The organism is Massilia jejuensis (assembly GCF_042656795.1).
GTDB classification, from domain to species: Bacteria; Pseudomonadota; Gammaproteobacteria; order Burkholderiales; family Burkholderiaceae_D; genus Telluria; species Telluria jejuensis.
Map to the genome: position 1 here is coordinate 123,699 of NZ_JBHSMS010000047.1, position 19,076 is coordinate 142,774.

Below are 19,076 nucleotides of genomic sequence, written 5' to 3' on the forward strand. Positions count from 1 at the left end.
GGGGTCGCGCCGATGCCTGCGCATCACCGCGCGCATCACGGTGCGCATCACCGTGAATGGCCGGTTCCACGCTCATGCCTGCTTCTTGTTCAGTCCCAGATAGGTAGCGATGACGTTCGGGTCGTTCGCCAGGTCGGCGGCCGCCCCTTCCAGCACGACCCCGCCCGTTTCCAGCACATAGGCGTAGTCGGCCGCCTGCAGCGCGGCGCGCGCGTTCTGCTCGACCAGCAGGATGCCGACCCCGGTTTCCTTCAGGCGCACGATGACGCGGAAGATCTCCTTGACGATCAGCGGCGCCAGCCCCAGGCTGGGTTCGTCCAGCATCAGGAGCGTGGGCCTGGCCATCAGGGCGCGCCCCAGCGCCACCATCTGGCGTTCGCCGCCGGACATGGTGCCGGCCGCCTGGGCACGCCGTTCGCGCAGGCGCGGAAACAGCGCATAGACGTCGTCGAGCTGCGCCGCGTAATCCTTTTCGCCGCGCTTGTAGCGCGTGTAGGCGCCCAGCAGCAAGTTGTCCTCGACGCTCATGGTCGTGAACAGGTCGCGGCTTTCGGGCACCAGGCTCATGCCGCGGGCGACGCGCCCCTCGACCGGATAGCCGCCCACGTCGACGCCGTCGAGCAGCACCGCGCCCGTGGCCGAGGCATTGGGCACCAGCGCGCCGGCCAGAGCATTGAGCATGGTCGACTTGCCGGCGCCGTTGGGGCCGATGACGGTGACGATCCGGCCGGCCGGCACCACGATGTTCAAGCCATGCAGGGCCTCGACCTTGCCGTAGGCGACGCGCAAGTCCTTCACTGCCAGGATCGGCGCGGCCATCAGTCGATCCCTCCCAGGTAGGCTTCCAGCACGGCCGGGTCCTGCTGCACCTGGGCCGGACTGCCCTCGGCGATCTTGGTGCCGAATTCCATGACGATCAGGCGATCGGTCAGGTTCATGACGAAATCCATGTCGTGCTCCACCAGCAAGATGCTCATGCCCTCGCCTTTCAGTTTGTTCAGCAGGGTCGCCAGCGCCTCTTTTTCCTTGTAGCGCAGGCCGGCCGCCGGTTCGTCGAGCAGCAGCAGGATCGGGTCGCAGCAGAGCGCGCGCGCGATCTCGAGGATGCGCTGCTGGCCCAGCGCCAGGTTGCCGGCCTGTTCGTACAGGAGTCCGCCGAGGCCCACCCGTTCGAGCTGGCGCTTCGCTTCGAACAGCAGCGCCGCTTCGCCGGCGCGCTCCAGCGACAGCGAACTGGCCAGCACGCCCTGCCCGGCCCGCAGGTGGGCGCCGATGGCGACGTTCTCGAGCACCGTCATCTCCGGCAGCAGGTGCACGTGCTGGAAGGTGCGTCCGATGCCCAGCCTGACGATCTCGCGCGCGGGCAGCGCGTCGATCCGGCGCAGCTGCTCGCCCGCGCCGAAGCGGATCGCGCCGCCCGTCGCCGGCAGCACGCCGGTCACGAGGTTGAACATGGTCGACTTGCCGGCCCCGTTCGGACCGATCAGCCCGACGATCTCGCCGCTGTTCACGGCAAACGCCAGGTCGTTGACCGCGACCAGGCCGCCGAACTGCTTGCGCGCCTTGTCGACCACGAGCAGCGGCCGGCCCGGGGCCGGCCTGGCCCGCTGCGGCAGGCCCGGCGCGCTCGCCGGCGCGACCGCGTCGGGCCTGGCCGGCAGGTAGCGCGCGATGAAGGGCCAGATGCCGTGACGTGCGTGCTGCAGCAGGACCACCATCAGGATGCCGAAGACGATGATCTCGAAATTGCCGCTCGAACCGAGCAAACCGGGCAGGTAGCTTTGCAGCTGGTCCTTCAGGACGGTGAGCACGGCCGCGCCCAGGAGCGCGCCCCACAGGTGGCCGGCGCCGCCGATGACGGCCATGAACAGATATTCGATGCCCGAGTTCAGCCCGAAAGGCGACGGGTTCACGGCGCGCTGCAGGTGCGCGTACAGCCAGCCCGAGACGCAGGCGAGCAAGGCGGCGATGACGAAAATGCGGATCTTCATGGCCGCCGTGTTCACGCCCATCGCCTCGGCCATCAGGCCGCCGCCCTTCAGGGCGCGGATCGCGCGGCCGGAGCGCGAATTGAGCAGGTTGCGCAGCAGCGCGACCGAGACCAGCAGGATCAGCCAGATCAGGAAGTACATCTTCTCGCCGGAACCGAGGTCGATGCCGAACAGGCGGATCGGGGGAATGCCGCCGAGGCCGTCGTACTTGCCGAGCGCTTCCAGGTTCCCGAACAGAAAGTACAGCGACAGGCCCCAGGCGATGGTCCCGAGCGGCAGGTAGTGGCCGGACAGGCGCAGCATGATGACCCCGATGAACAGCGCCGAAGCGGCGGTGATCGCCAGCCCTGCCACCAGGCCGAGCCAGGGCGAGATGCCGTGCGCCGTCGACAGGTAGGCCGTGGCGTAGGCGCCCAGGCCGACGAAGGCGGCCTGGCCGAAGGAAGTCAGGCCGCCGACCCCGGTGAGCAGCACCAGGCCGAGCGCGACGATCGCGTACAGGCCGATGTAGTTGCCGAGCGTGATCCAGTAGGCCGGCAGCGGCAGCAGGCCGAAGACGAGGGCGGCAACGGCGAGCAGGGTCAATGGGTGGCGCGTCACGCTTCGCCCTCCTCGACCTGCGGATGCACGATCGAGCGCCACAGCAGTACCGGAATGATCAGCGTGAAGACGATGACTTCCTTGAACGCGCTGGCGTAGAACGAGGAATAGGCTTCGAGCAGGCCGACCAGCAGGGCGCCGGCGGCCGCCAGCGGATAGCTGCCCAGGCCGCCGATGATGGCGCCGACGAAGCCCTTCAGGCCCATCAGGAAGCCGCTGTCGTAATAGATCGTGGTGAGCGGCGCGATCAGTACCCCGCACAGGGTGCCGATGGTCGAGGCCAGCAGGAAGGCCAGGCGCCCGGCCTGGGTGGTGCCGATGCCGACCAGGCGCGCGCCGCGCCGGTTCACGGCCGTGGCGCGCAGCGCCTTGCCCGACAGGGTACGGTCGAAATACAGGTACAGGGCGCCGATCAGCACCAGCGCGGTCGCGATCACCACGATGCTCTGGCCCGAGATGGCGAGCGTGCCGACGGCGAAGGCGGCATCGGAAAATGGCGTCGTGCGCGAGCCCTCGGCGCCGAAGATGACGAGGCCGATCCCCATCAAGGCCAGGTGCACGGCGACGGCCACGATCAGGAGCACCAGCACCGGGCTCGCGGCCAGGGGCTGGAAGGCCAGGCGATAGATCATCGGTCCCATCGGCGCGACGATGGCGAAGGTCAGCGCCAGCTGCGCCGCCATCGGCCAGCTGGCGCCGTCGGCGGTTCTCGCGGCCAGCAAGACGGCGCACGGGAACAGCACGAATTTCACCAGGCCGATGCCGAGCGCGCGCGCGCGGTCGACCTGGCCGGCGGGACTGCGCACGGCGGCATGGGCTTCCTGCAGGAAGGCGGCCACGCCCAGCACCAACAGCAAGACCGCGCTGGCGGGCGTCTTGCCCGCCTGCAGGGCGGCCATGGTCAGGGCGCCGAAGGCGAGGAATTCGCCGAGGGGAATGAAGATGACGCGGGTGATCGAGAACACCAGCACCAGCGCCAGCGCCAGCAGCACGTAGACCGCCCCGCTGGCGATGCCGTCCTGGGTCAGGATGGCGAAAATCGTGAAATCCATACCGCTGCCCGGGGCATGCCGGTCCTTGCGCGGGCGCGAAACGTCGCCCCGGCCCGCACGCGGCCCTGCCTTGACGGCCCTCCTTTTCGTGATTCGTTATCGGCAAGGTGGCGCGCGCCGGCCGCGGCGGCCCGCAGGCACGCTCCGGTTTCCCTCCACCATCGATAAATGATATGCGAAAACTGTTGAGGAACCGACATTTTTTGTGCAGGGGCGGCCTATACTAGCGCGCAGGCGGCGTGACCGGGCGTCCCCGGGCGGCCTCGCCGGCGTACATTTCAAAACACAATGAAGGAGACAGCATGACCCGCATTTCCCGCCTCACCCTTGTGTCAAAGAGCATCGTCCTCGTGGCCGCCCTGGCGGCCGCTTTCAGTGCCCACGCGCAGATCAAGGTCGGGGTGTCGATCTCGACCACGGGCCCGGCGGCCTCGCTCGGCATTCCAGAAAAGAACACCTTCGCGCTGGTGCCGAACGAGATCGGCGGCCAGAAGGTTCAGTACATCATCCTCGACGACGCCTCCGACGCGACCCAGGCCGTCAAGAACGCGCGCAAGCTCATCTCCGAAGACAAGGTCGACATCCTGATCGGCTCCTCGGTCACGCCGACCTCGCTGGCGATGCTGGAAGTGGCGGCCGAAACCGAGACGCCGATGATCACGATCGCCGGCGCGGCGCGCATCGTCGAGCCGATGGATGCCAAGCGGCGCTGGATCTTCAAGACCACCCAGCACGACGGCCAGATGGCCACCGCCATCACCCAGCACATGTCGAACGCCGGGGTGAAAACGATGGGCTTCATCGGCTTTGCCGACGCCTACGGCGAAGGCTGGTACGGCGAGACCAGCAAGTTCGCCCCGGCGCGCAAGATCAAGATCGTCGCCAACGAGCGCTTCGCGCGCACCGACACCTCGGTCACCGGCCAGGTCCTGAAACTGATGGCCGCCAATCCCGACGCGATCCTGATCGCCGGCTCCGGCACCCCGGCCGCCCTGCCGCAGAAAGCCCTGCGCGAGCGCGGCTACAAGGGCAAGATCTACCAGACCCACGGCGTGGCCAACAGCGACTTCCTGCGCGTCTGCGGCGCCGATTGCGAAGGCACCTTCGTTCCGGTCGGCCCGATGCTGGTGGCCAACCAGCTCCCGGACAGCAATCCGGTCAAGAAGACCGCGCTGGCCTACGTGAACAAGTACACGGCGGCGCACGGCAAGGACAGCGTGTCGACCTTCGGCGGCCATGCCTGGGACGCGGCGGTCCTGCTGGAAGCGGCGGCGAAGACCGCGCTGCCGAAGGCCAAACCCGGCACCAGGGAATTTCGCGCCGCCCTGCGCGATTCGCTCGAAGGCATCAAGAACGTGACGGCCTCGCACGGCGTCTTCAACATGAGCCCGACCAACCACCAGGGCCTGGACCAGCGCTCGCAGGTGATGGTGAAGATCGAAAAGGGTGCCTGGAAATACGTGCCTTGACCGCGTGCGGGCAGGTCCGCATGCAATCGGCCCCGGCGGCTTGGGCGCGCGCCGGCGCGTGGCACGGGCGCGGCCGCTGCCGGTCGGGATGGCCCTGGGCGACCAGGAGCGCCGCGCTCAAGGCGCCCCGGCCTGCGGGTTCAGCACGCGCCGCATCTCCACCGTCCCGTCGGCGGCGCTGCACAGCGTGAAGCCGAGCTTGCGCGCCAGCGCATGCATGCGGGTGTTGTCGGACAGCGCCAGGCCGACGATCGCCCCGGTCCCGCGCGCCCGGGCATAGTCGAGCAGCGCCGCCAGCAGGAGGCTGCCCAGTCCCTGCCCCTTCAGGTCCGAACGCACCACGATCGCGAATTCGCCGACGATATTGTCCGGATCGGTAACCAGGCGCGCCACGCCCAGGGTCTCGCCCTCGCCCGCCGGCCCCGGCCGGGTCAGGATGAAGGCCATCTCGCGCGCGTAGTCGATCTGGGTGAAGCGCGCCAGCTGGGCGGGCGACAGTTCGCGCTGGCTGCCGAACAGGCGGAAGTGGACATCCTCGGGCGTGAGCGCGTGGAAGAACACCTGGTGCGCCGCGCCGTCCTCGGGCCGGATCGGGCGCAGGGTGAGCACCCCGATGCGGGTATCGACCCGGCGCTCGAGCTCGTCCGGATAGGGCAGGATCGCCAGACGCGCCAGAGCGTCGCCCGCGGCGGGCGGCGGCGCGATGCGCATGCGCGCGTCGAGCGCCAGCACGCCGGCGCTGTCGGCCAGCAATGGGTTGATGTCGAGTTCGCACAGCGCCGGCAGGTCGGCCGCCATCTGTCCGACCCGCACCAGCACGTCGGCCAGGGCGTCGAGGTCGGCCGGGGGACGGCCGCGGTAGGCACCGAGCAAGCGCGCCACGCGGGTGCGGCCAATCATGTCCCTGGCCAGAACCCGGTTCAGCGGCGGCAGGCCGATCGCGCTGTCGGCCGCCGCCTCGACCGCCACCCCGCCCTGCCCGAACAGTACCACCGGCCCGAACACCGGGTCCGTGCCCAGCCCGGCGATCAGTTCGACCGCCTGCGGACGGCGCGCCATCGCCTGCACGGTAAAGCCGGCCAGGCGCGCCCCCGGGCGCAAGGCCGCGAGACGCTGGCGCATGGCACGCGCCGCCTGGCGCAGCGCCGCCTCGTCGTCGAGGTCGAGCGCGACGCCGCCCACGTCCGACTTGTGCGAGACCTCGGGGGAGACGATCTTCAGGGCCACCGGGTAGCCGATGCGCGCGGCCGCCTGCACCGCGTCCTCCTCGTCCACGGCGCTTGCGGTGGCCACGAGCGGGATGCCGTAGGCCGACAGCAGCGCGCGCACCTCTTCCTCGGGCAGCACGGCGGCGCCGCCTGCCGCCAGCGCCGCCATCCGCGCGCGCGCCTCCTCGCGCTGCGGCGGCGCCAGCCGCACGGCGCCCGGCACCTCGGTCAGGAGCGCCTGGTTGCGTTGGTAGTCGAGCAGCTGCAGCCAGGCGCGCACCGCTTCCTCGGGCGTGTCGAACTGCGGCACGCCGGCCTCGGCGCACAGGCTGCGCGCCGGCGCCGCGCCGGCTCCGCCGAGCCAGCAGCACAGCACGGGCTTGGCCGCCTGGCGCAGCGCGGGCAGGACGGCGCGCGCCACCTCGGCGCTGGTGACGATCGCGGTCGGCGCATGGATCAGCAGGACCGCGTCGGCTTCCCCGCTCTCGAGCAGCACCCGCAGGGCATGCTGGTAGCGCGCGGCGGGCGCGTCGCCGATGATGTCGACCGGATTGGCGCGCGACCAGTTCGGCGGCAAGCCCGCATCGAGCCGCGCGAGCGTGGCCTCGGCCAGCCGTGCCGGCGCGCCGCCGCCGGCGACCAGGGCATCGGTGGCCAGCACGCCGGGACCGCCGCCGTTGGTGAGGATCGCCAGCCGCCCGGCGCCGGTCCCGGCGGCGCGCGGCCGCGCGAGGATGGCCACCGCGTCGAACAGCTCGGCGGTGGTGAACACGCGCAGCATGCCGGCGCGCCGGATGGCGGCGTCGTAGACCAGGTCGGCCCCGGCGAGCGCGCCGGTATGGCTGAAGGCCGCATGCGCCGCCTCGGCCGTGCGGCCGGCCTTGACGATGACGGTGGGCTTGGCGCGCGCCGCGCTGCGCGCGGCCGACATGAACTTGCGCGCCTGGCGCACGCTCTCGGCATACAGCAGGATGGCATCGGTGCCCGGATCCCCGGCCAGGTAGTCGAGCAGGTCGCCGAAGTCGACGTCGGTACCGTCGCCGAGCGAGACGAAGCAGGAAAACCCGATGCGCCGCTCGCGCGCCCAGTCGAGCACGGTCGTGACGAGCGCGCCCGACTGGGCCACGAAGGCGAGCCGCCCCGGCAGCGCGGCGGTCGGCGCGAAACTCGCGTTCAGGCCGATGCCCGGCACCAGCAGGCCGACGCAGTTGGGGCCGAGGATGCGCAGCAGGTGCGGCCGGGCGGCGTCGAGCATGGCCTGGCGCAGGGTGCCTCCGCCGGGGGCCGGTGCATCGAGCCCGGCGCTGATGACGACGGCCGCGCGGCAGCCCATGGCGCCCAGGCGCGCGACGATGGCCGGCACGGTGGCGGCTGGGGTGCAGATGACGGCCAGGCCGGGCGCGCCCGGCAGATCGGCGACATCGCGGAAGGCCTTGATGCCGCCGATTTCCCCGGAGCGCGGATTGACCGGCCAGATGGCCCCGCGAAAACCGCCGGCGGCCAGGTTGGCGAACACGGTCGCGCCGACGCTGCCGGGCCGCGCCGAGGCACCGACCACCGCCACCGAGCGCGGCGTGAAAAAATGATCCAGGTAACGCACACTCATGATCGGGCTCCTCCGCGACCCTGTGAGCCTAGCCGCCGCGCACGGCAGAATCCATGATGCACATCAAGGATTATAGCTGGCATCCGGTTTAGCGAACCCGGCAGTGAGCGGCCGGCCGGGGCCGCCGCACCCGGCGGCGGCCTGCGCCGGGCCGTGCCCGCAGGCGTTGTTTTTTTCGCCAATCGGCGCGTGTCTTGGCGATTTTGATGCAGATCAAATACAAACAAGAACGCACCGGGGAGACTCGATCCCAGCAAGCGCCAACCGGCGCGCGCCGCCGTCGGAGATCCGCCATGGACTACAAGACCATCCTCGTCCACGCCGACCTGTCGCGTCATGCCGATGCGCGCGTCGACCTGGCCGCACGGCTGGCGGTCGAGCATGGCGCCCACCTGATCGGCGCCGCGATGACGGGCCTGTCGCGCTTCGTCGTGTCCGCCGGGCGCCCGTTCGCGCCCGGCAGCATCGAGGCCGGCTGCTTCGCGCCGCTCGACACCCTGGCCACGCGCGCCTTGCGCCAGTTTGCCCAGGTCGCCGCCAGGCATGGGCTGACGGCGGAAAAGCGGCTGGTGCGCGACCAGGCGGACGAGGCGCTGGCGCGCCTGGCACGCTTCGCCGACCTCGTCGTGATGAGCCAGGACGACCCGGACGAAGCCCTCGGCGAGCAGCCGACCCGCCTGCCGGAATCGGTGATCCTCGCGCAGGCGCGGCCGGTGCTGGTCGTGCCGCGCGCCGGTTGCCGCGGCCCCAGGTTCGACAAGGTCCTGCTGGCCTGGGACGGCGGCAAGGAAGCGGCGTTCGCGATCGCCGCTTCCTTGCCGCTGCTGCGGCACGCGGCGGCCGTCACGATCGCCGCCTTCCATCCCGACGAGGCGGCCGAGGCCGAGCGCCCGCCCGACATTCCCGACCTGGAGCGCTACCTGCTGCGCCACGGCGTGCGCAGCGAGGTAACCCTGCGCCGGCCGGCGCCCGACCCCGGCGCCGCCCTGCTCGCGCTGGCCGCCGAGCTCGGCACAGACCTGCTGGTCATGGGCTGCTACGGCCACAGCAGGTTCCACGAGCTGATCCTGGGCGGCGCCAGCAAGACCGTCCTGGCCGACACCACCCTTCCCGTGCTGATGGCGCACTGACCCGCGCCCCGCCCGTACCCCGCCCGTACCCCTGTCAGGAGACCATGATGGCGATGATGAACGCAGCAGTATTCACCGGCCCGGGCCGCATCGTCCTCGGCCGCAAGCCGGTTCCGGTCGCCGGCCCCGGCGAAGCCGTGATCAAGGTGACGATGACGACCATCTGCGGCACCGACGTGCATATCCTCAAGGGCGAATATCCGGTCGCGGAGGGCTTGACGATCGGGCACGAACCGGTCGGCGTCGTCGCCGAGCTCGGCGCCGGCGTCACCGGCTACAAGATCGGGCAGCGCGTCCTGGCCGGCGCCATCACCCCCTGCGGCCAGTGCCATACCTGCCTCGACGGCCATGGCGCGCAATGCGGCGGCCATGCCATCGGCGGCTGGCGCTTCGGCAATACGATCGACGGCTGCCAGGCCGAGTACGTGAAGGTGCCGCACGCGATGGCCAACCTGGCGCCGATCCCCGATGGCCTCTCGGACGAACAGGTGCTGATGTGCCCCGACATCATGAGCACCGGCTTCGGCGGCGCCGAGAACGGAGCGATCCGCATCGGCGACACGGTCGTCGTGTTCGCCCAGGGGCCGATCGGCCTGTGCGCCACCGCGGGAGCGAAACTGCGCGGGGCGAGCCGCATCGTCGTCGTCGACGGCGTGCCCGAGCGGCTGGCGATGGCGCGCCGCCTGGGCGCCGACGAGACCGTCGATTTCCACGCCGGCGACCCGGTCGAGCAGGTCATGCGCCTGACCGGCGGCGCCGACGTGGCGATCGAGGCGCTCGGCACCCAGCAGACCTTCGAGAGCTGCCTGCGGGTCCTGAAACCGGGCGGCACCCTCTCCAGCCTGGGCGTGTACTCGGGCAAGCTCGGCCTGCCGGTGGACGCCTTCGCCGCCGGCCTGGGCGACCACCGCATCGTCACCACCCTGTGCCCGGGCGGCAAGGAGCGCATGCGCCGCCTGATGAATGTGCTGGCCTCGCGCCGGGTCGACCTCGGTCCCCTGGTCACGCACCGCTTCCGTCTCGAGGAAATCGAACTGGCCTACGACCTGTTCGCCAACCAGCGCGACGGCGTGCTGAAAGTGGCGATCACGCCCTGAGCGCGCCCGATGTCCACAGGAGCCGCCATGTTCAAGCGCATTCTGGTCCCGACCGACGGTTCCGCGCCCGCGCGCGCGGCCACGGCGGCGGCGATCGGCCTGGCCACGGAGATGGGCGCCGAGATCGTCGCCTTCTCGGTCGTCCAGCCGGCGCCCCTGCTGTTCGCGGCCGACAACGCGATGGCACTGGCCGGCGGCGCGGACCTCGGCATCCTGGAAGACGAGGCGCGGCGCATCGTCGGCGAGGTGGCCGCGGCGGCGCACGCGGCCGGCGTGCCCTGCCGCGCGCTCACGGCCATGTCGCTGGCGACCGGCGACGAGATCGTCGACGCGGTCCGGCGCGCGGGATGCGACCTGGTCGTCATGGGCTCGCACGGCCGGCACGGCCTGGCCAGGCTGAAAGTCGGGAGCCAGACCATGCGCGTGTTGTCCACCTCGCCGGTGCCGGTACTGGTGTTACCGCCGTCCGCGCCGCGCGCATGAACGACGCCGCCGCCGATCCTGCGTCCCAGGGCCTGAGCGAGGCCGAGGCCGCGCGCCGCCTGGCCGAGACCGGCCCCAATGCCCTGCCCGAAGCGCGCGGACAGCGCTGGCGCGCCATCGTGCGCGACATGGCGCGCGAGCCGATGTTCGTGCTCCTGCTCGGCGCGGCCGGTCTCTACCTGGCGCTCGGCGAGACGCGCGAGGGCATCTTCCTGCTGCTGATGGTACTGGCCATGCTGGGCCTGACCTTGTACCAGCAAGGCCGCACGGAACGCGCCCTGCAGGCGCTGCGCGAACTGGCCACGCCGACCGCGCTGGTCGTGCGTGGCGGCCAGCGCCGCCGCCTGCCGGCGGCCGAACTGGTGCCGGGCGACCTGGTCGAACTCGGCGAAGGCGACCGCGTCCCGGCCGACGCCTGGCTCACCGCCGGCGCCGGCCTGCAGGCCGACGAATCGATGCTGACCGGCGAATCGGTACCGGTCGCCAAGTGCGCGGCGCCGGGCGAGCCGCCGGCCGCCGTCCCCGGCGGCGACGGTTCGCCCTGGGTGTATGCCGGCACGCTCGTGGTGCAGGGTCACGGCCTGGCGCGAGTGGCGCGCACCGGCGTGCACAGTGAACTCGGCCGCATCGGCAGCGCCCTGCACGCGATCCGCCCGCCGCCCAGCCGCCTGCAGGGCGAGACCGGGGACCTGGCGCGGCGCCTGGCGCTGCTGGGCGCCGCGGTCAGCCTGTTCCTGATCCTCATTCTCCGCCTGCGCGGCGGCCCCTGGCTCGAATCGATGCTGGCCGGGGTCGCGCTGTCGATGTCGGTCCTGCCGGAGGAGTTCCCGGTCGTCCTGACCGTGTTTCCGGCGCTCGGCGCCTGGCGCCTGGCGCGCATGCAGGTGCTCACGCGGCGCCTGGCGGCCATCGAGATCCTGGGCTCGACCTCGGTCCTGTGCGTCGACAAGACCGGCACCCTGACCGAAAACCGCATGGCCGTGCATGCGCTCTGGTGCGAAGGCCGCCAGGTGCCGCTCGCCGGGAGCGCGCCCCTGGCGCCGCCGTGCCGCGAGCTGCTGCGCTTTGCCCTGCTGGCCAGCCGCCCCAACGCGAGCGACCCGATGGAATCGGCCTTCGAGCGCGCCGCCCGCGCACGGCTGGCGGCCGACGCCCTGGCGCCGCCCGGCCCGCTGGTGCGCGAATACGGCATCACGCCGACGCGCCCGGCACTCATTCATGTGTGGGCCGATGGCGGCGCGCTGACGGCCGCCATCAAGGGCGCGCCCGAAACGGTGGCCGCCATGTGCGGGCTCGGCGCGGCGCAGGCCGCGGCCGTGCTGGCCGCCGCCGCGGCGATGGCCGCCGAGGGCTTGCGGGTACTGGCCGTGGGCCGTGCCCGCGCGCCCGCCGCGCTGCCCGATGACCCGGCCGACCTCCCTTTCGAGCTGCTCGGCCTGGCCGCCCTGGCCGACCCGCTGCGCGCCGACATTCCGGATGCGGTGGCCGATTGCCGCGCCGCCGGCATGCGCATCCTGATGATCACGGGCGACCATCCGGCCACGGCCCAGGCCATCGCGCACCAGGCCGGACTCGGCGCAGGCAGCGTGCTCACCGGCGCCGAGATGGCGGCCATGGACGACGCCCTGCTGCAGCAACGCCTGGCCGGCGCGGCGGTCTGCGCGCGCATCGTGCCGCGGCAAAAACTGCGCATCGTGCAAGCCCTGCAGCGCGCCGGCGAGGTGGTCGCCATGACCGGCGACGGCGTCAACGACGCGCCGGCCCTGCGCGCGGCGGACGTCGGCGTCGCCATGGGGCTGCGCGGCACCGATGTCGCGCGCGAGGCGGCCGAACTGACCCTGCTCGACGACCGTTTCGCCTCGCTGGTGCAGGCGGTGCGCGCCGGGCGCCGCATCTACAGCAACATGCGCAAGTCGATGGCCTATGTGATGGCGATCCATGTGCCGATCGCCGGGATGGCGCTGCTGCCGGTGCTGCTCGGCTGGCCGGTACTGCTGTATCCGGTGCACATCGTGTTTCTCGAACTGGTGATCGACCCGGCCTGTTCGCTGGCCTTCGAGAGCGAGCCGGACGAACCGGGGCTGATGCGGCGCCCGCCGCGTGCGCGCGCCGAGCGCCTGTTCGGGCGCGTCGACATTCACCGGGCAGTGCTGGCCGGCGGCTGGTCGCTGTTGCTGACGGTGCTCGCCTACGGCTACGCGCTGGAACACCTGCCTGAAGCGCAGGCACGCGCCTTCGCCTTCGCCGTCATGGTGCTATGCAATCTCGGCTTGCTGCTGCTGAACCGCCAGGGCAGGCTGCGCGACGCGCTGCGCGCGGCCAACCCGGTTTTCTGGGCGATCGCGGCGCTCGCGCCCGGCTTGCTGCTTGCGGCCGTCTACATCCCCAGCCTGGCCAGCCTGTTCCGGTTCGCGGCGCCGCCCTTGACCTGGATCGCCATGGCGGCCCTGCTTGCCCTCGGCATGCTGGCCGGCGCCGAAGCGGCGCGGCGGCTGGCGGCGCAATCGCGCGCTTGAGGACGCGCCCGCGGGCGGCGGTGCCGGCCCGGCATGGCCTGGTCCTCACTCATATCCAGAAGGCGCCCGGCTGCGCACTACCTGTCAGCGGCCCCGGTCCGCGCCGGGCGCGCCGTATCGGCGCCGGGCCTCAGGCGGTAGATGCGCCACACCTGGTTCATGTCCTCGGTCGACGCGACCGGCACGACGAGACGGCTGCCAATCTTTCGCAAGAAAGCCGCAGCGTTGTTCAACAAATTTGCTTGTGGGACCGGCGTCGCTGCCTGGACGCCTTCGATGCTGGACATGCTTTGACTCGCTGCTAATCGGATACGGACAGTATGATGCTTTTGAGAAATAAATCTAATTGTATTCCCGAATAGCGGACATTCAACAGTTGTATGCCCCGTCCAGGCGTACGCGATCGCGGCGGCGGGCCGGTATCCCTGCGCCCCTCGGCTTTCGGGGACGGCACGGTGCCCGCCGGGCTAGCCTGCCTGGCCGGCGCGCCGGCGCGCCATCATGTCGAGCTTGCGGGTGACGCCCGGACGGACCGAGTCGACGCCACGCGTCATGCGATAGAGCTGCCAGAGATCGCCGTTGGCATCTCCTGCCGCGGGACCCGCGACGAGTTTCTTCGCGAACTGGACTGCCCGCTCGAACAGGGTGCTTTCCAGCAGGGCGACGGTAGGGCTCGTGGACATGATTTCCTCGTTGTGTGACTGGTTGGTATGTCACCAGTATGGCGCCTACTGCCGAAAAATCTAATTGCATTTCAGAATGATGGCAATTCATGACGTGAATGTCGTCTCGAATTACGATAAACCTTAGTTGTTGCTCCCACATCATTCTTCACCATGCTGCCCTCTACGCCCGTTGGCCGGCATGACGGCAGATCGATCGGTCGTGGCTGTTTCACCGGGGTCGGACCATTCTCCTACGCGCTCTAGCGTTATCGACTGACATGCTGCGGCGCAGCATTTCTATATAGTTGCCGGATATGCGGAAGGCGTCCAATTCGACTTCGACGGAGTAAACATGATCGATCCAGCAACCGGGCAGTGGCCTTTTTTTAGTTTCAATCCGTGGGCAAGCCTGTTGGCGCCCGGTGTGCCTGCGTGCGCGCAGACGCCGAACCAGGGACAGTTCCTGTCGGGCCGCTTCGACAGCGGGGCCGCTTCCATCCCCTACAGGCTGTACGTGCCGAGCGGCAAACGCGACACGGCCATGCCGCTGGTGGTGATGCTGCACGGCTGTGGACAGGATGCAGCGGACTTCGCGCTTGGCACCGGCATGAACGAACTGGCCGAACAGTCGCAATGCCTCGTCCTGTATCCCGAACAATCGACGCAAGTGAGCTGGAACCGCTGCTGGAACTGGTACGACCAGGCCCACCACGAGCGCGACGAAGGCGAGCCGGCGCTGATCGCGGCCCTGACCCGCTCGATCATCGCCGACTACGACGTCGACGCTGCCTGCGTGTCGATTGCCGGCCTGTCGTCGGGCGGCGCGATGGCGGTCATCATGGGACGGACCTATCCCGACCTGTTCAAGGCGGTCGGCTGCCATTCCGGCCTGCCGCACCGGAGCGCCACGAGTAGCACGAGCGCCATGTCGGCCATGCGCGACGGGTCCGACCTGAGCGCCGCCAAGCAGACCGTGCCGATGGCCAGCATCCCGGTCATCGTCTTCCACGGCGACGTGGACCACACGGTCCACCAGAAGAACAGCGCCGACGTCGTCCAGCAATCGATCGACTGCTACATGGCGCGCACGCCGAGCCAATCCTGCGAGCTGGCCGTGCTGGCCGAGACGGGCGAGGCCAGCGGCCGCAGCTTCACCAGGCAGACCCATCGCGGCACGATGGGCGACGTGGTGGCGGAACACTGGACCATCCACGGCGCAGGCCATGCCTGGTCCGGCGGCGACCGGCGCGGCAGCTACACCGACACCAGCGGCCCCGACGCCAGCCGCGAGATGCTGCGTTTTTTCATGCGCCAGCCAGCCCCGAGCTGCAGAGCTGGGGTCACGTCTGACATTCGGACACGGCCTCAAGTAGAAATCGGCTAGCGGACGGCCAGGCTCCGTAGTGCCACGCGCGCGGCCGCCAGGTCCCAGGCGGCGGTGCCGACGCTCTTGAACACCGCGGGGCGCGCGCCGTCGACGCTCGCGCGCAGGAGTGCGCCGAGCGACGCCATGCGCGACCAGTCGACGCCGGCCCTGAGCAGGTCGCCGGCTTCGTGCCGGGCGCCGGCCGGATCGTCGGCATAGATGTCGCTGCCGGCCAGCAGGCGCGCGCCCAGTTCCGCCATCGACGGCTTGAAGGCGCCCACGCCGATCACCAGCCGCCCTGCCCGCGGCGCCTCGTCGTACACCGGTTCGGTGCTGGTCGTGAGCGTCACCACGACGTCCATCGCGGGTGCTCCATCCGCGCAGGGCGCGAGTTGCGCGTGCAGCATCCGGTTTTCCTCGCAAAAGCGCAGCGCCGCCTGCGCGGTCCGTCCCCGCACCCACACCCGTGCCTGCGGATGCAGGGCCTGCATGGCCTGCACGTGGTAGCGCGCCTGCGAGCCGGTGCCGACGACCAGGACGTGCTGCGGCGCGCGCGGCAGCAGATGGCGCATCGCCAGCAGCGTCACGGCGGCGGTGCGGCGGCCCGTCACTTCCGGCCCGTCGAGCACGCAGATGATGCGGCCGGTCGCCGCTTCGCACACGGTGACGGCGCCGTGAATCGTCGGCAAGCCGCGGCCCGCGTTGTCCGGGTGGACGTTGACCAGCTTGTGGATGGCGATATCGGCGGCCGCCGCCGGCATGCTGAGCATGACCGCGCCGCCGCCGAGCGGGATCACCAGGCGCTCCGGGCTCAGGATGGCGCCGGCCTCGCGTTCGGCCGCCGCAGCGGCGACGGCGTCGACCAGTTCGGCATAATCGAGCAGCGCGGCGGTCTGCCGGCGGTCGTGGACGACGATGTCGGCGGAAAGTGAATCGTGCATGCGTTCTTCCTGTTGTCGGCGTGCCGGCGAGCGGCGTAGGGGCGTGTCCGGCCAGCGCGGCACCGGCACCGGCGTCGGGCACGATTATGAAGCGCTTTGCGCCGACTGGCCGATAAACTTTCAGATGACGATGCTGCCGGCGCCGGTCCCGTGCCGGGCAGGCCGTTTTCGCGGTGCAGGAAGACGTCGCGGCCGGCGGGCGGGAAACCGGCCGCCGGCCGGGAAAGCACGGCGCGAACGCGCGCGCCGTGCGGATTGGGCAGCGTGCGCGGCGGTCACGCGGTCGTGCGCACCGGGCTTGCCTGCGGCTCGGCTTCGACGACGGCCGTGGCTGAGCGTTCATGGCGGATCAGCAGGACCGCGAGCGTCGCGACGACGGCGGGAATCGCGATCGCCACGAAATTCTGCTGCAGCGGCAGCGCCATGCCGACCAGGGTGCCGATCACGATCGGCGCCAGGATGGCGCCGCTGCGGCCGACGCCCGATGCCCAGCCGATGCCGGTCGCGCGCACCGCGCTCGGGTAGAACTGGCCCGCATAGGCATAGGTCACGATCTGGGTGCCGATGGTCGAGGCGCCAGCCAGCCCGACCAGCAGGAACAGCACCGGCGTCGAGACCGGATAGCCGAGCAGCGAAATCGACACCGCGGCCAGCGCATACATGGCCACCAGCACGTACTTGATGTGGAAGCGGTCGGCCAGCCAGCCGCCGCCGACGGCGCCGATCACGGCGCCGAAGTTCAGCACCAGCACGAAGGTCAATGCCGAGCCGAGGCTATAGCCGGCGCCGGCCATCAGCTTGGTCAGCCAGGAACTGAGGGCGTAGACCATGAACAGGCACATGAAGAAGGCGACCCAGAACATCAGCGTGGAAAACGCCCGCCCTTCCTGGAACAGCTTGCCCACCGGCGCGCCCGATGCGCGGTCGACCGCGGGCAGCGCGAAGCTGTCGCCCGACTGGGCACGGTAGGAAGGATCGAGGCGCGACAGGATCGCCTTGAGCTCGTCGAGGCGCCCCTGCCGGACCAGGAAGGGCATCGATTCCGGCATCGATTTGAGCACGAAGGGAATCAGGAGCACCGGCACGCCGGCAGCCAGGAACACCGATTGCCAGCCGTATTGTTCGATCAATCCCTTGCCGAGGATGGCCGCCAGCATGCCGCCGACGGCATAACCGCTGAACATGAGGGTGACCATGGTCGCGCGGATCTTGCGTGGCGAGTACTCGGTCATTTGCGCGACCACGTTCGGCATCACGCCGCCGATGCCCAGGCCCGCCAGGAAGCGCAGCGCGCTGAACACGTACGGGTCGTGGGTCAGGCCGGCGGCGGCCGTGAAGACGGAAAACAGCGCGACGCAGATGGCGATGGCCCAGCGGCGGCCGATGCGGTCGGCCAGGGTGCCGAGCGTGATGGCCCCGAACATCATGCCGAACAGCGCGGAGCTGACCATGAAGCCGGCGTTCTGGGCGGTGACGCCCATGTCCTTCATGATCGAAGGCAGGGCGATGCCGGCCACGGCCAGGTCGTAGCCGTCGCAGATGATGATGATGCCGCACCACATCAGGAGCGAGCCGTGGAAGCGGTTGAAGGTCGCCGTGTCGGCGAGTTTGTGGATGTCGAAGTGTCGCATGGTACGTGTCTCCGTTATCGTTTGTGTGTGTGTGCGAACCCGTGCTACTTCACTTCGTACTTCTGTTTTTGCTGCGGTTTGAAAACGTTCCCGTGCAGGATCCAGCAGGCGGCCATGCCGATCGCGATCCCCCAGAACGCCGACCCAAGGCCGAGAAAGCGCATGCCCGACGCGGTGGCGAGAAAGGTGACGACGGCCGCTTCGCGGTGGTCGTCGGCCTGGATCACGCCGGCCAGGTTGGCCGTGATCGGCCCGAGCAGCGCCAGGCCCGCGAGCGTGACGACGAGCTCCTTCGGCAGCGCCGCGAACAGCATCACGATGGAGCCTCCGCACAAGCCCGCCAGCAGGTAGAACACGCCGTTGGCGATGCCGGCCACGTAGCGCCGGCGCGGGTCCTCGTGGGCGTCGGGACCGGTGCACATGGCGGCGGTGATCGCCGCGATCGCGATCGTGATGCCGCCGGTGCAGGCGACCAGCAGCGAAACCACGCTATTGACGCTCATGATCGGGCGTACGCTGGCCGCATAGCCGGAGGTATGCAGCACCGCCATGCCCGGCAGGTACTGGCCGGCCAGCGTCACCAGGACCAGCGGCAGGGCCAGGCTGAAGGTGCTGGCCCACGACCAGGCGGGCACAATCAACTGCGGCGCCACGAGTTGCAGGCTGACGCTGGAAAAGTCGGTCGCGTCCGTGGCGAGCGCCAGCAGCACGCCGGCGGCCAGCAGCAGCATCACGCTGTAGCGCGGCACCCAGCGCCGCAACACCAGGTAGGCGGCCACCATGCCGAAGGCGAGCAGCGGCAGCGAGCCCGTCGAGCGGAAGGCATCCAGGCCGAAGGGCAGCAGGATCCCGGCCATCATGCCGCTGGCGACGCCCTTGGGGACATGCGCCATCAGGCGGTCGAAACTGCCGGAGAGCCCGATGACGAGCAGGATCGCGGCGGCCGTCAGGTAGGCGCCGACCGCTTCGCCCAGCGACAGCCCCGGAAACAGCACGACCAGCAAGGCGGTGCCGGGCGCCGACCAGGCGGTGATGACGGGCATGCGCAGCGTCCAGCTCAGCACGATGCCCGACACGGCGGCACCGATCGAGATCCCCCAGACCCAGGACGCGAAAGTCGCGCTGTCGACCTGGGCCGCCTGCGCGGCCTGGTAGAAGATCGCCAGCGGCCCGGTGAAGGAAACCAGCACGGCGAGGAAGCCGGCGCTGACCGCCGAGGCCGACCAGTCGGACCAGGCGGACTGCAGCGCTGGCGGGCGCGGGACGGCTTGCGCCGCATCGACGCGCTGCTCATGACGGGACTGGCGCATGTCCGCTCCTT

Annotated in this window: 15 protein-coding genes; 6 read left to right on the plus strand and 9 right to left on the minus strand. The window is 70.4% G+C overall.

The window, feature by feature from the left end; all coding sequences use genetic code 11:
• Positions 1–72: 72 nt before the first annotated feature.
• Genes ACFPOU_RS15890 through ACFPOU_RS15900 form a run of 3 tightly spaced genes read right to left on the minus strand, consistent with a single transcriptional unit; the run spans position 73 to position 3,643 of the window.
• Positions 73–819: an ABC transporter ATP-binding protein gene (locus tag ACFPOU_RS15890; protein ID WP_379723209.1), complete on the minus strand. Its 747-nt coding sequence runs from the start codon at positions 817–819 to the stop codon at positions 73–75.
• Positions 819–2,591, minus strand: coding sequence for a branched-chain amino acid ABC transporter ATP-binding protein/permease (locus ACFPOU_RS15895; RefSeq protein ID WP_379723211.1), 1,773 nt, complete (start codon positions 2,589–2,591; stop codon positions 819–821). Before ACFPOU_RS15895 ends, ACFPOU_RS15890 begins: the two co-directional genes overlap by 1 nt.
• Complete coding sequence (locus tag ACFPOU_RS15900; RefSeq protein ID WP_379723214.1) at positions 2,588–3,643, minus strand: branched-chain amino acid ABC transporter permease; 1,056 nt, start codon at positions 3,641–3,643, stop codon at positions 2,588–2,590. Before ACFPOU_RS15900 ends, ACFPOU_RS15895 begins: the two co-directional genes overlap by 4 nt.
• A 302-nt stretch (positions 3,644–3,945) precedes the next feature.
• Here ACFPOU_RS15900 and ACFPOU_RS15905 point away from each other — a divergent pair, with 302 nt between their 5' ends.
• Positions 3,946–5,112, plus strand: a complete 1,167-nt coding sequence (locus ACFPOU_RS15905) for an ABC transporter substrate-binding protein (protein ID WP_379723217.1) — start codon at positions 3,946–3,948, stop codon at positions 5,110–5,112.
• Between the two features lie 117 nt (positions 5,113–5,229).
• On the opposite strand, the gene ACFPOU_RS15910 is transcribed toward ACFPOU_RS15905, so the two are convergent.
• Entirely contained in the window at positions 5,230–7,926 is a 2,697-nt protein-coding gene (locus ACFPOU_RS15910; protein WP_379723220.1) for a bifunctional acetate--CoA ligase family protein/GNAT family N-acetyltransferase, read from the minus strand.
• A 293-nt stretch (positions 7,927–8,219) separates the two neighbouring features.
• Between ACFPOU_RS15910 and ACFPOU_RS15915 the strand changes: the two genes are divergently transcribed.
• The 4 genes from ACFPOU_RS15915 to ACFPOU_RS15930 are packed head-to-tail and all read left to right on the plus strand — an operon-like array spanning position 8,220 to position 13,152.
• The gene (locus ACFPOU_RS15915) at positions 8,220–9,056 is read left to right on the plus strand and encodes a universal stress protein (protein ID WP_379723223.1); all 837 of its coding nucleotides are present in this window, start codon (positions 8,220–8,222) and stop codon (positions 9,054–9,056) included.
• A 44-nt stretch (positions 9,057–9,100) separates the two neighbouring features.
• Positions 9,101–10,153, plus strand: coding sequence for an NAD(P)-dependent alcohol dehydrogenase (locus ACFPOU_RS15920; protein WP_379723226.1), 1,053 nt, complete (start codon positions 9,101–9,103; stop codon positions 10,151–10,153).
• Positions 10,154–10,180: 27 nt separating this feature from the next.
• Positions 10,181–10,636 (plus strand): universal stress protein, encoded by a 456-nt coding sequence (locus tag ACFPOU_RS15925; protein ID WP_379723229.1) that lies wholly within the window; start codon positions 10,181–10,183, stop codon positions 10,634–10,636.
• A complete protein-coding gene (locus tag ACFPOU_RS15930; protein ID WP_379723231.1) occupies positions 10,633–13,152 on the plus strand; it encodes a cation-translocating P-type ATPase in 2,520 nt (839 codons plus the stop codon). Before ACFPOU_RS15925 ends, ACFPOU_RS15930 begins: the two co-directional genes overlap by 4 nt.
• Positions 13,153–13,229: 77 nt before the next feature.
• On the opposite strand, the gene ACFPOU_RS15935 is transcribed toward ACFPOU_RS15930, so the two are convergent.
• Together ACFPOU_RS15935 and ACFPOU_RS15940 are read right to left on the minus strand one after the other, a co-directional pair.
• Positions 13,230–13,439 (minus strand): hypothetical protein, encoded by a 210-nt coding sequence (locus ACFPOU_RS15935; RefSeq protein ID WP_379723234.1) that lies wholly within the window; start codon positions 13,437–13,439, stop codon positions 13,230–13,232.
• Positions 13,440–13,619: 180 nt separating this feature from the next.
• Positions 13,620–13,835, minus strand: coding sequence for a hypothetical protein (locus ACFPOU_RS15940; protein ID WP_379723237.1), 216 nt, complete (start codon positions 13,833–13,835; stop codon positions 13,620–13,622).
• Positions 13,836–14,169: 334 nt separating this feature from the next.
• Here ACFPOU_RS15940 and ACFPOU_RS15945 point away from each other — a divergent pair, with 334 nt between their 5' ends.
• Positions 14,170–15,201, plus strand: a complete 1,032-nt coding sequence (locus ACFPOU_RS15945) for an extracellular catalytic domain type 1 short-chain-length polyhydroxyalkanoate depolymerase (RefSeq protein WP_379723240.1) — start codon at positions 14,170–14,172, stop codon at positions 15,199–15,201.
• On the opposite strand, the gene lhpI is transcribed toward ACFPOU_RS15945, so the two are convergent.
• From lhpI to ACFPOU_RS15960, 3 genes are all read right to left on the minus strand, one after another.
• On the minus strand, positions 15,198–16,124 hold the full coding sequence (gene lhpI, locus ACFPOU_RS15950; protein ID WP_379723243.1) for a bifunctional Delta(1)-pyrroline-2-carboxylate/Delta(1)-piperideine-2-carboxylate reductase: 927 nt from the start codon (positions 16,122–16,124) through the stop codon (positions 15,198–15,200). The two genes, ACFPOU_RS15945 and lhpI, sit on opposite strands and share 4 nt — an antisense overlap.
• A 275-nt stretch (positions 16,125–16,399) precedes the next feature.
• Positions 16,400–17,755: an MFS transporter gene (locus tag ACFPOU_RS15955; RefSeq protein ID WP_379723246.1), complete on the minus strand. Its 1,356-nt coding sequence runs from the start codon at positions 17,753–17,755 to the stop codon at positions 16,400–16,402.
• A gap of 44 nt (positions 17,756–17,799) precedes the next feature.
• Complete coding sequence (locus tag ACFPOU_RS15960) at positions 17,800–19,065, minus strand: benzoate/H(+) symporter BenE family transporter (RefSeq protein WP_379723249.1); 1,266 nt, start codon at positions 19,063–19,065, stop codon at positions 17,800–17,802.
• Positions 19,066–19,076: the final 11 nt, after the last annotated feature.

Coding starts and splice junctions, on each gene's coding strand:
- ACFPOU_RS15940 (WP_379723237.1), bottom strand. CDS start 13,835: ATGTCCACGAGCCCTACCGTCGCCCTGCTGGAAAGCACCCTGTTCGAG.
- ACFPOU_RS15955 (WP_379723246.1), bottom strand. CDS start 17,755: ATGCGACACTTCGACATCCACAAACTCGCCGACACGGCGACCTTCAAC.
- ACFPOU_RS15910 (WP_379723220.1), bottom strand. CDS start 7,926: ATGAGTGTGCGTTACCTGGATCATTTTTTCACGCCGCGCTCGGTGGCG.
- ACFPOU_RS15915 (WP_379723223.1), top strand. CDS start 8,220: ATGGACTACAAGACCATCCTCGTCCACGCCGACCTGTCGCGTCATGCC.
- ACFPOU_RS15960 (WP_379723249.1), bottom strand. CDS start 19,065: ATGCGCCAGTCCCGTCATGAGCAGCGCGTCGATGCGGCGCAAGCCGTC.
- ACFPOU_RS15900 (WP_379723214.1), bottom strand. CDS start 3,643: ATGGATTTCACGATTTTCGCCATCCTGACCCAGGACGGCATCGCCAGC.
- ACFPOU_RS15920 (WP_379723226.1), top strand. CDS start 9,101: ATGATGGCGATGATGAACGCAGCAGTATTCACCGGCCCGGGCCGCATC.
- ACFPOU_RS15945 (WP_379723240.1), top strand. CDS start 14,170: ATGATCGATCCAGCAACCGGGCAGTGGCCTTTTTTTAGTTTCAATCCG.
- ACFPOU_RS15925 (WP_379723229.1), top strand. CDS start 10,181: ATGTTCAAGCGCATTCTGGTCCCGACCGACGGTTCCGCGCCCGCGCGC.
- ACFPOU_RS15905 (WP_379723217.1), top strand. CDS start 3,946: ATGACCCGCATTTCCCGCCTCACCCTTGTGTCAAAGAGCATCGTCCTC.
- ACFPOU_RS15930 (WP_379723231.1), top strand. CDS start 10,633: ATGAACGACGCCGCCGCCGATCCTGCGTCCCAGGGCCTGAGCGAGGCC.
- ACFPOU_RS15935 (WP_379723234.1), bottom strand. CDS start 13,439: ATGTCCAGCATCGAAGGCGTCCAGGCAGCGACGCCGGTCCCACAAGCA.
- ACFPOU_RS15890 (WP_379723209.1), bottom strand. CDS start 819: ATGGCCGCGCCGATCCTGGCAGTGAAGGACTTGCGCGTCGCCTACGGC.
- lhpI (WP_379723243.1), bottom strand. CDS start 16,124: ATGCACGATTCACTTTCCGCCGACATCGTCGTCCACGACCGCCGGCAG.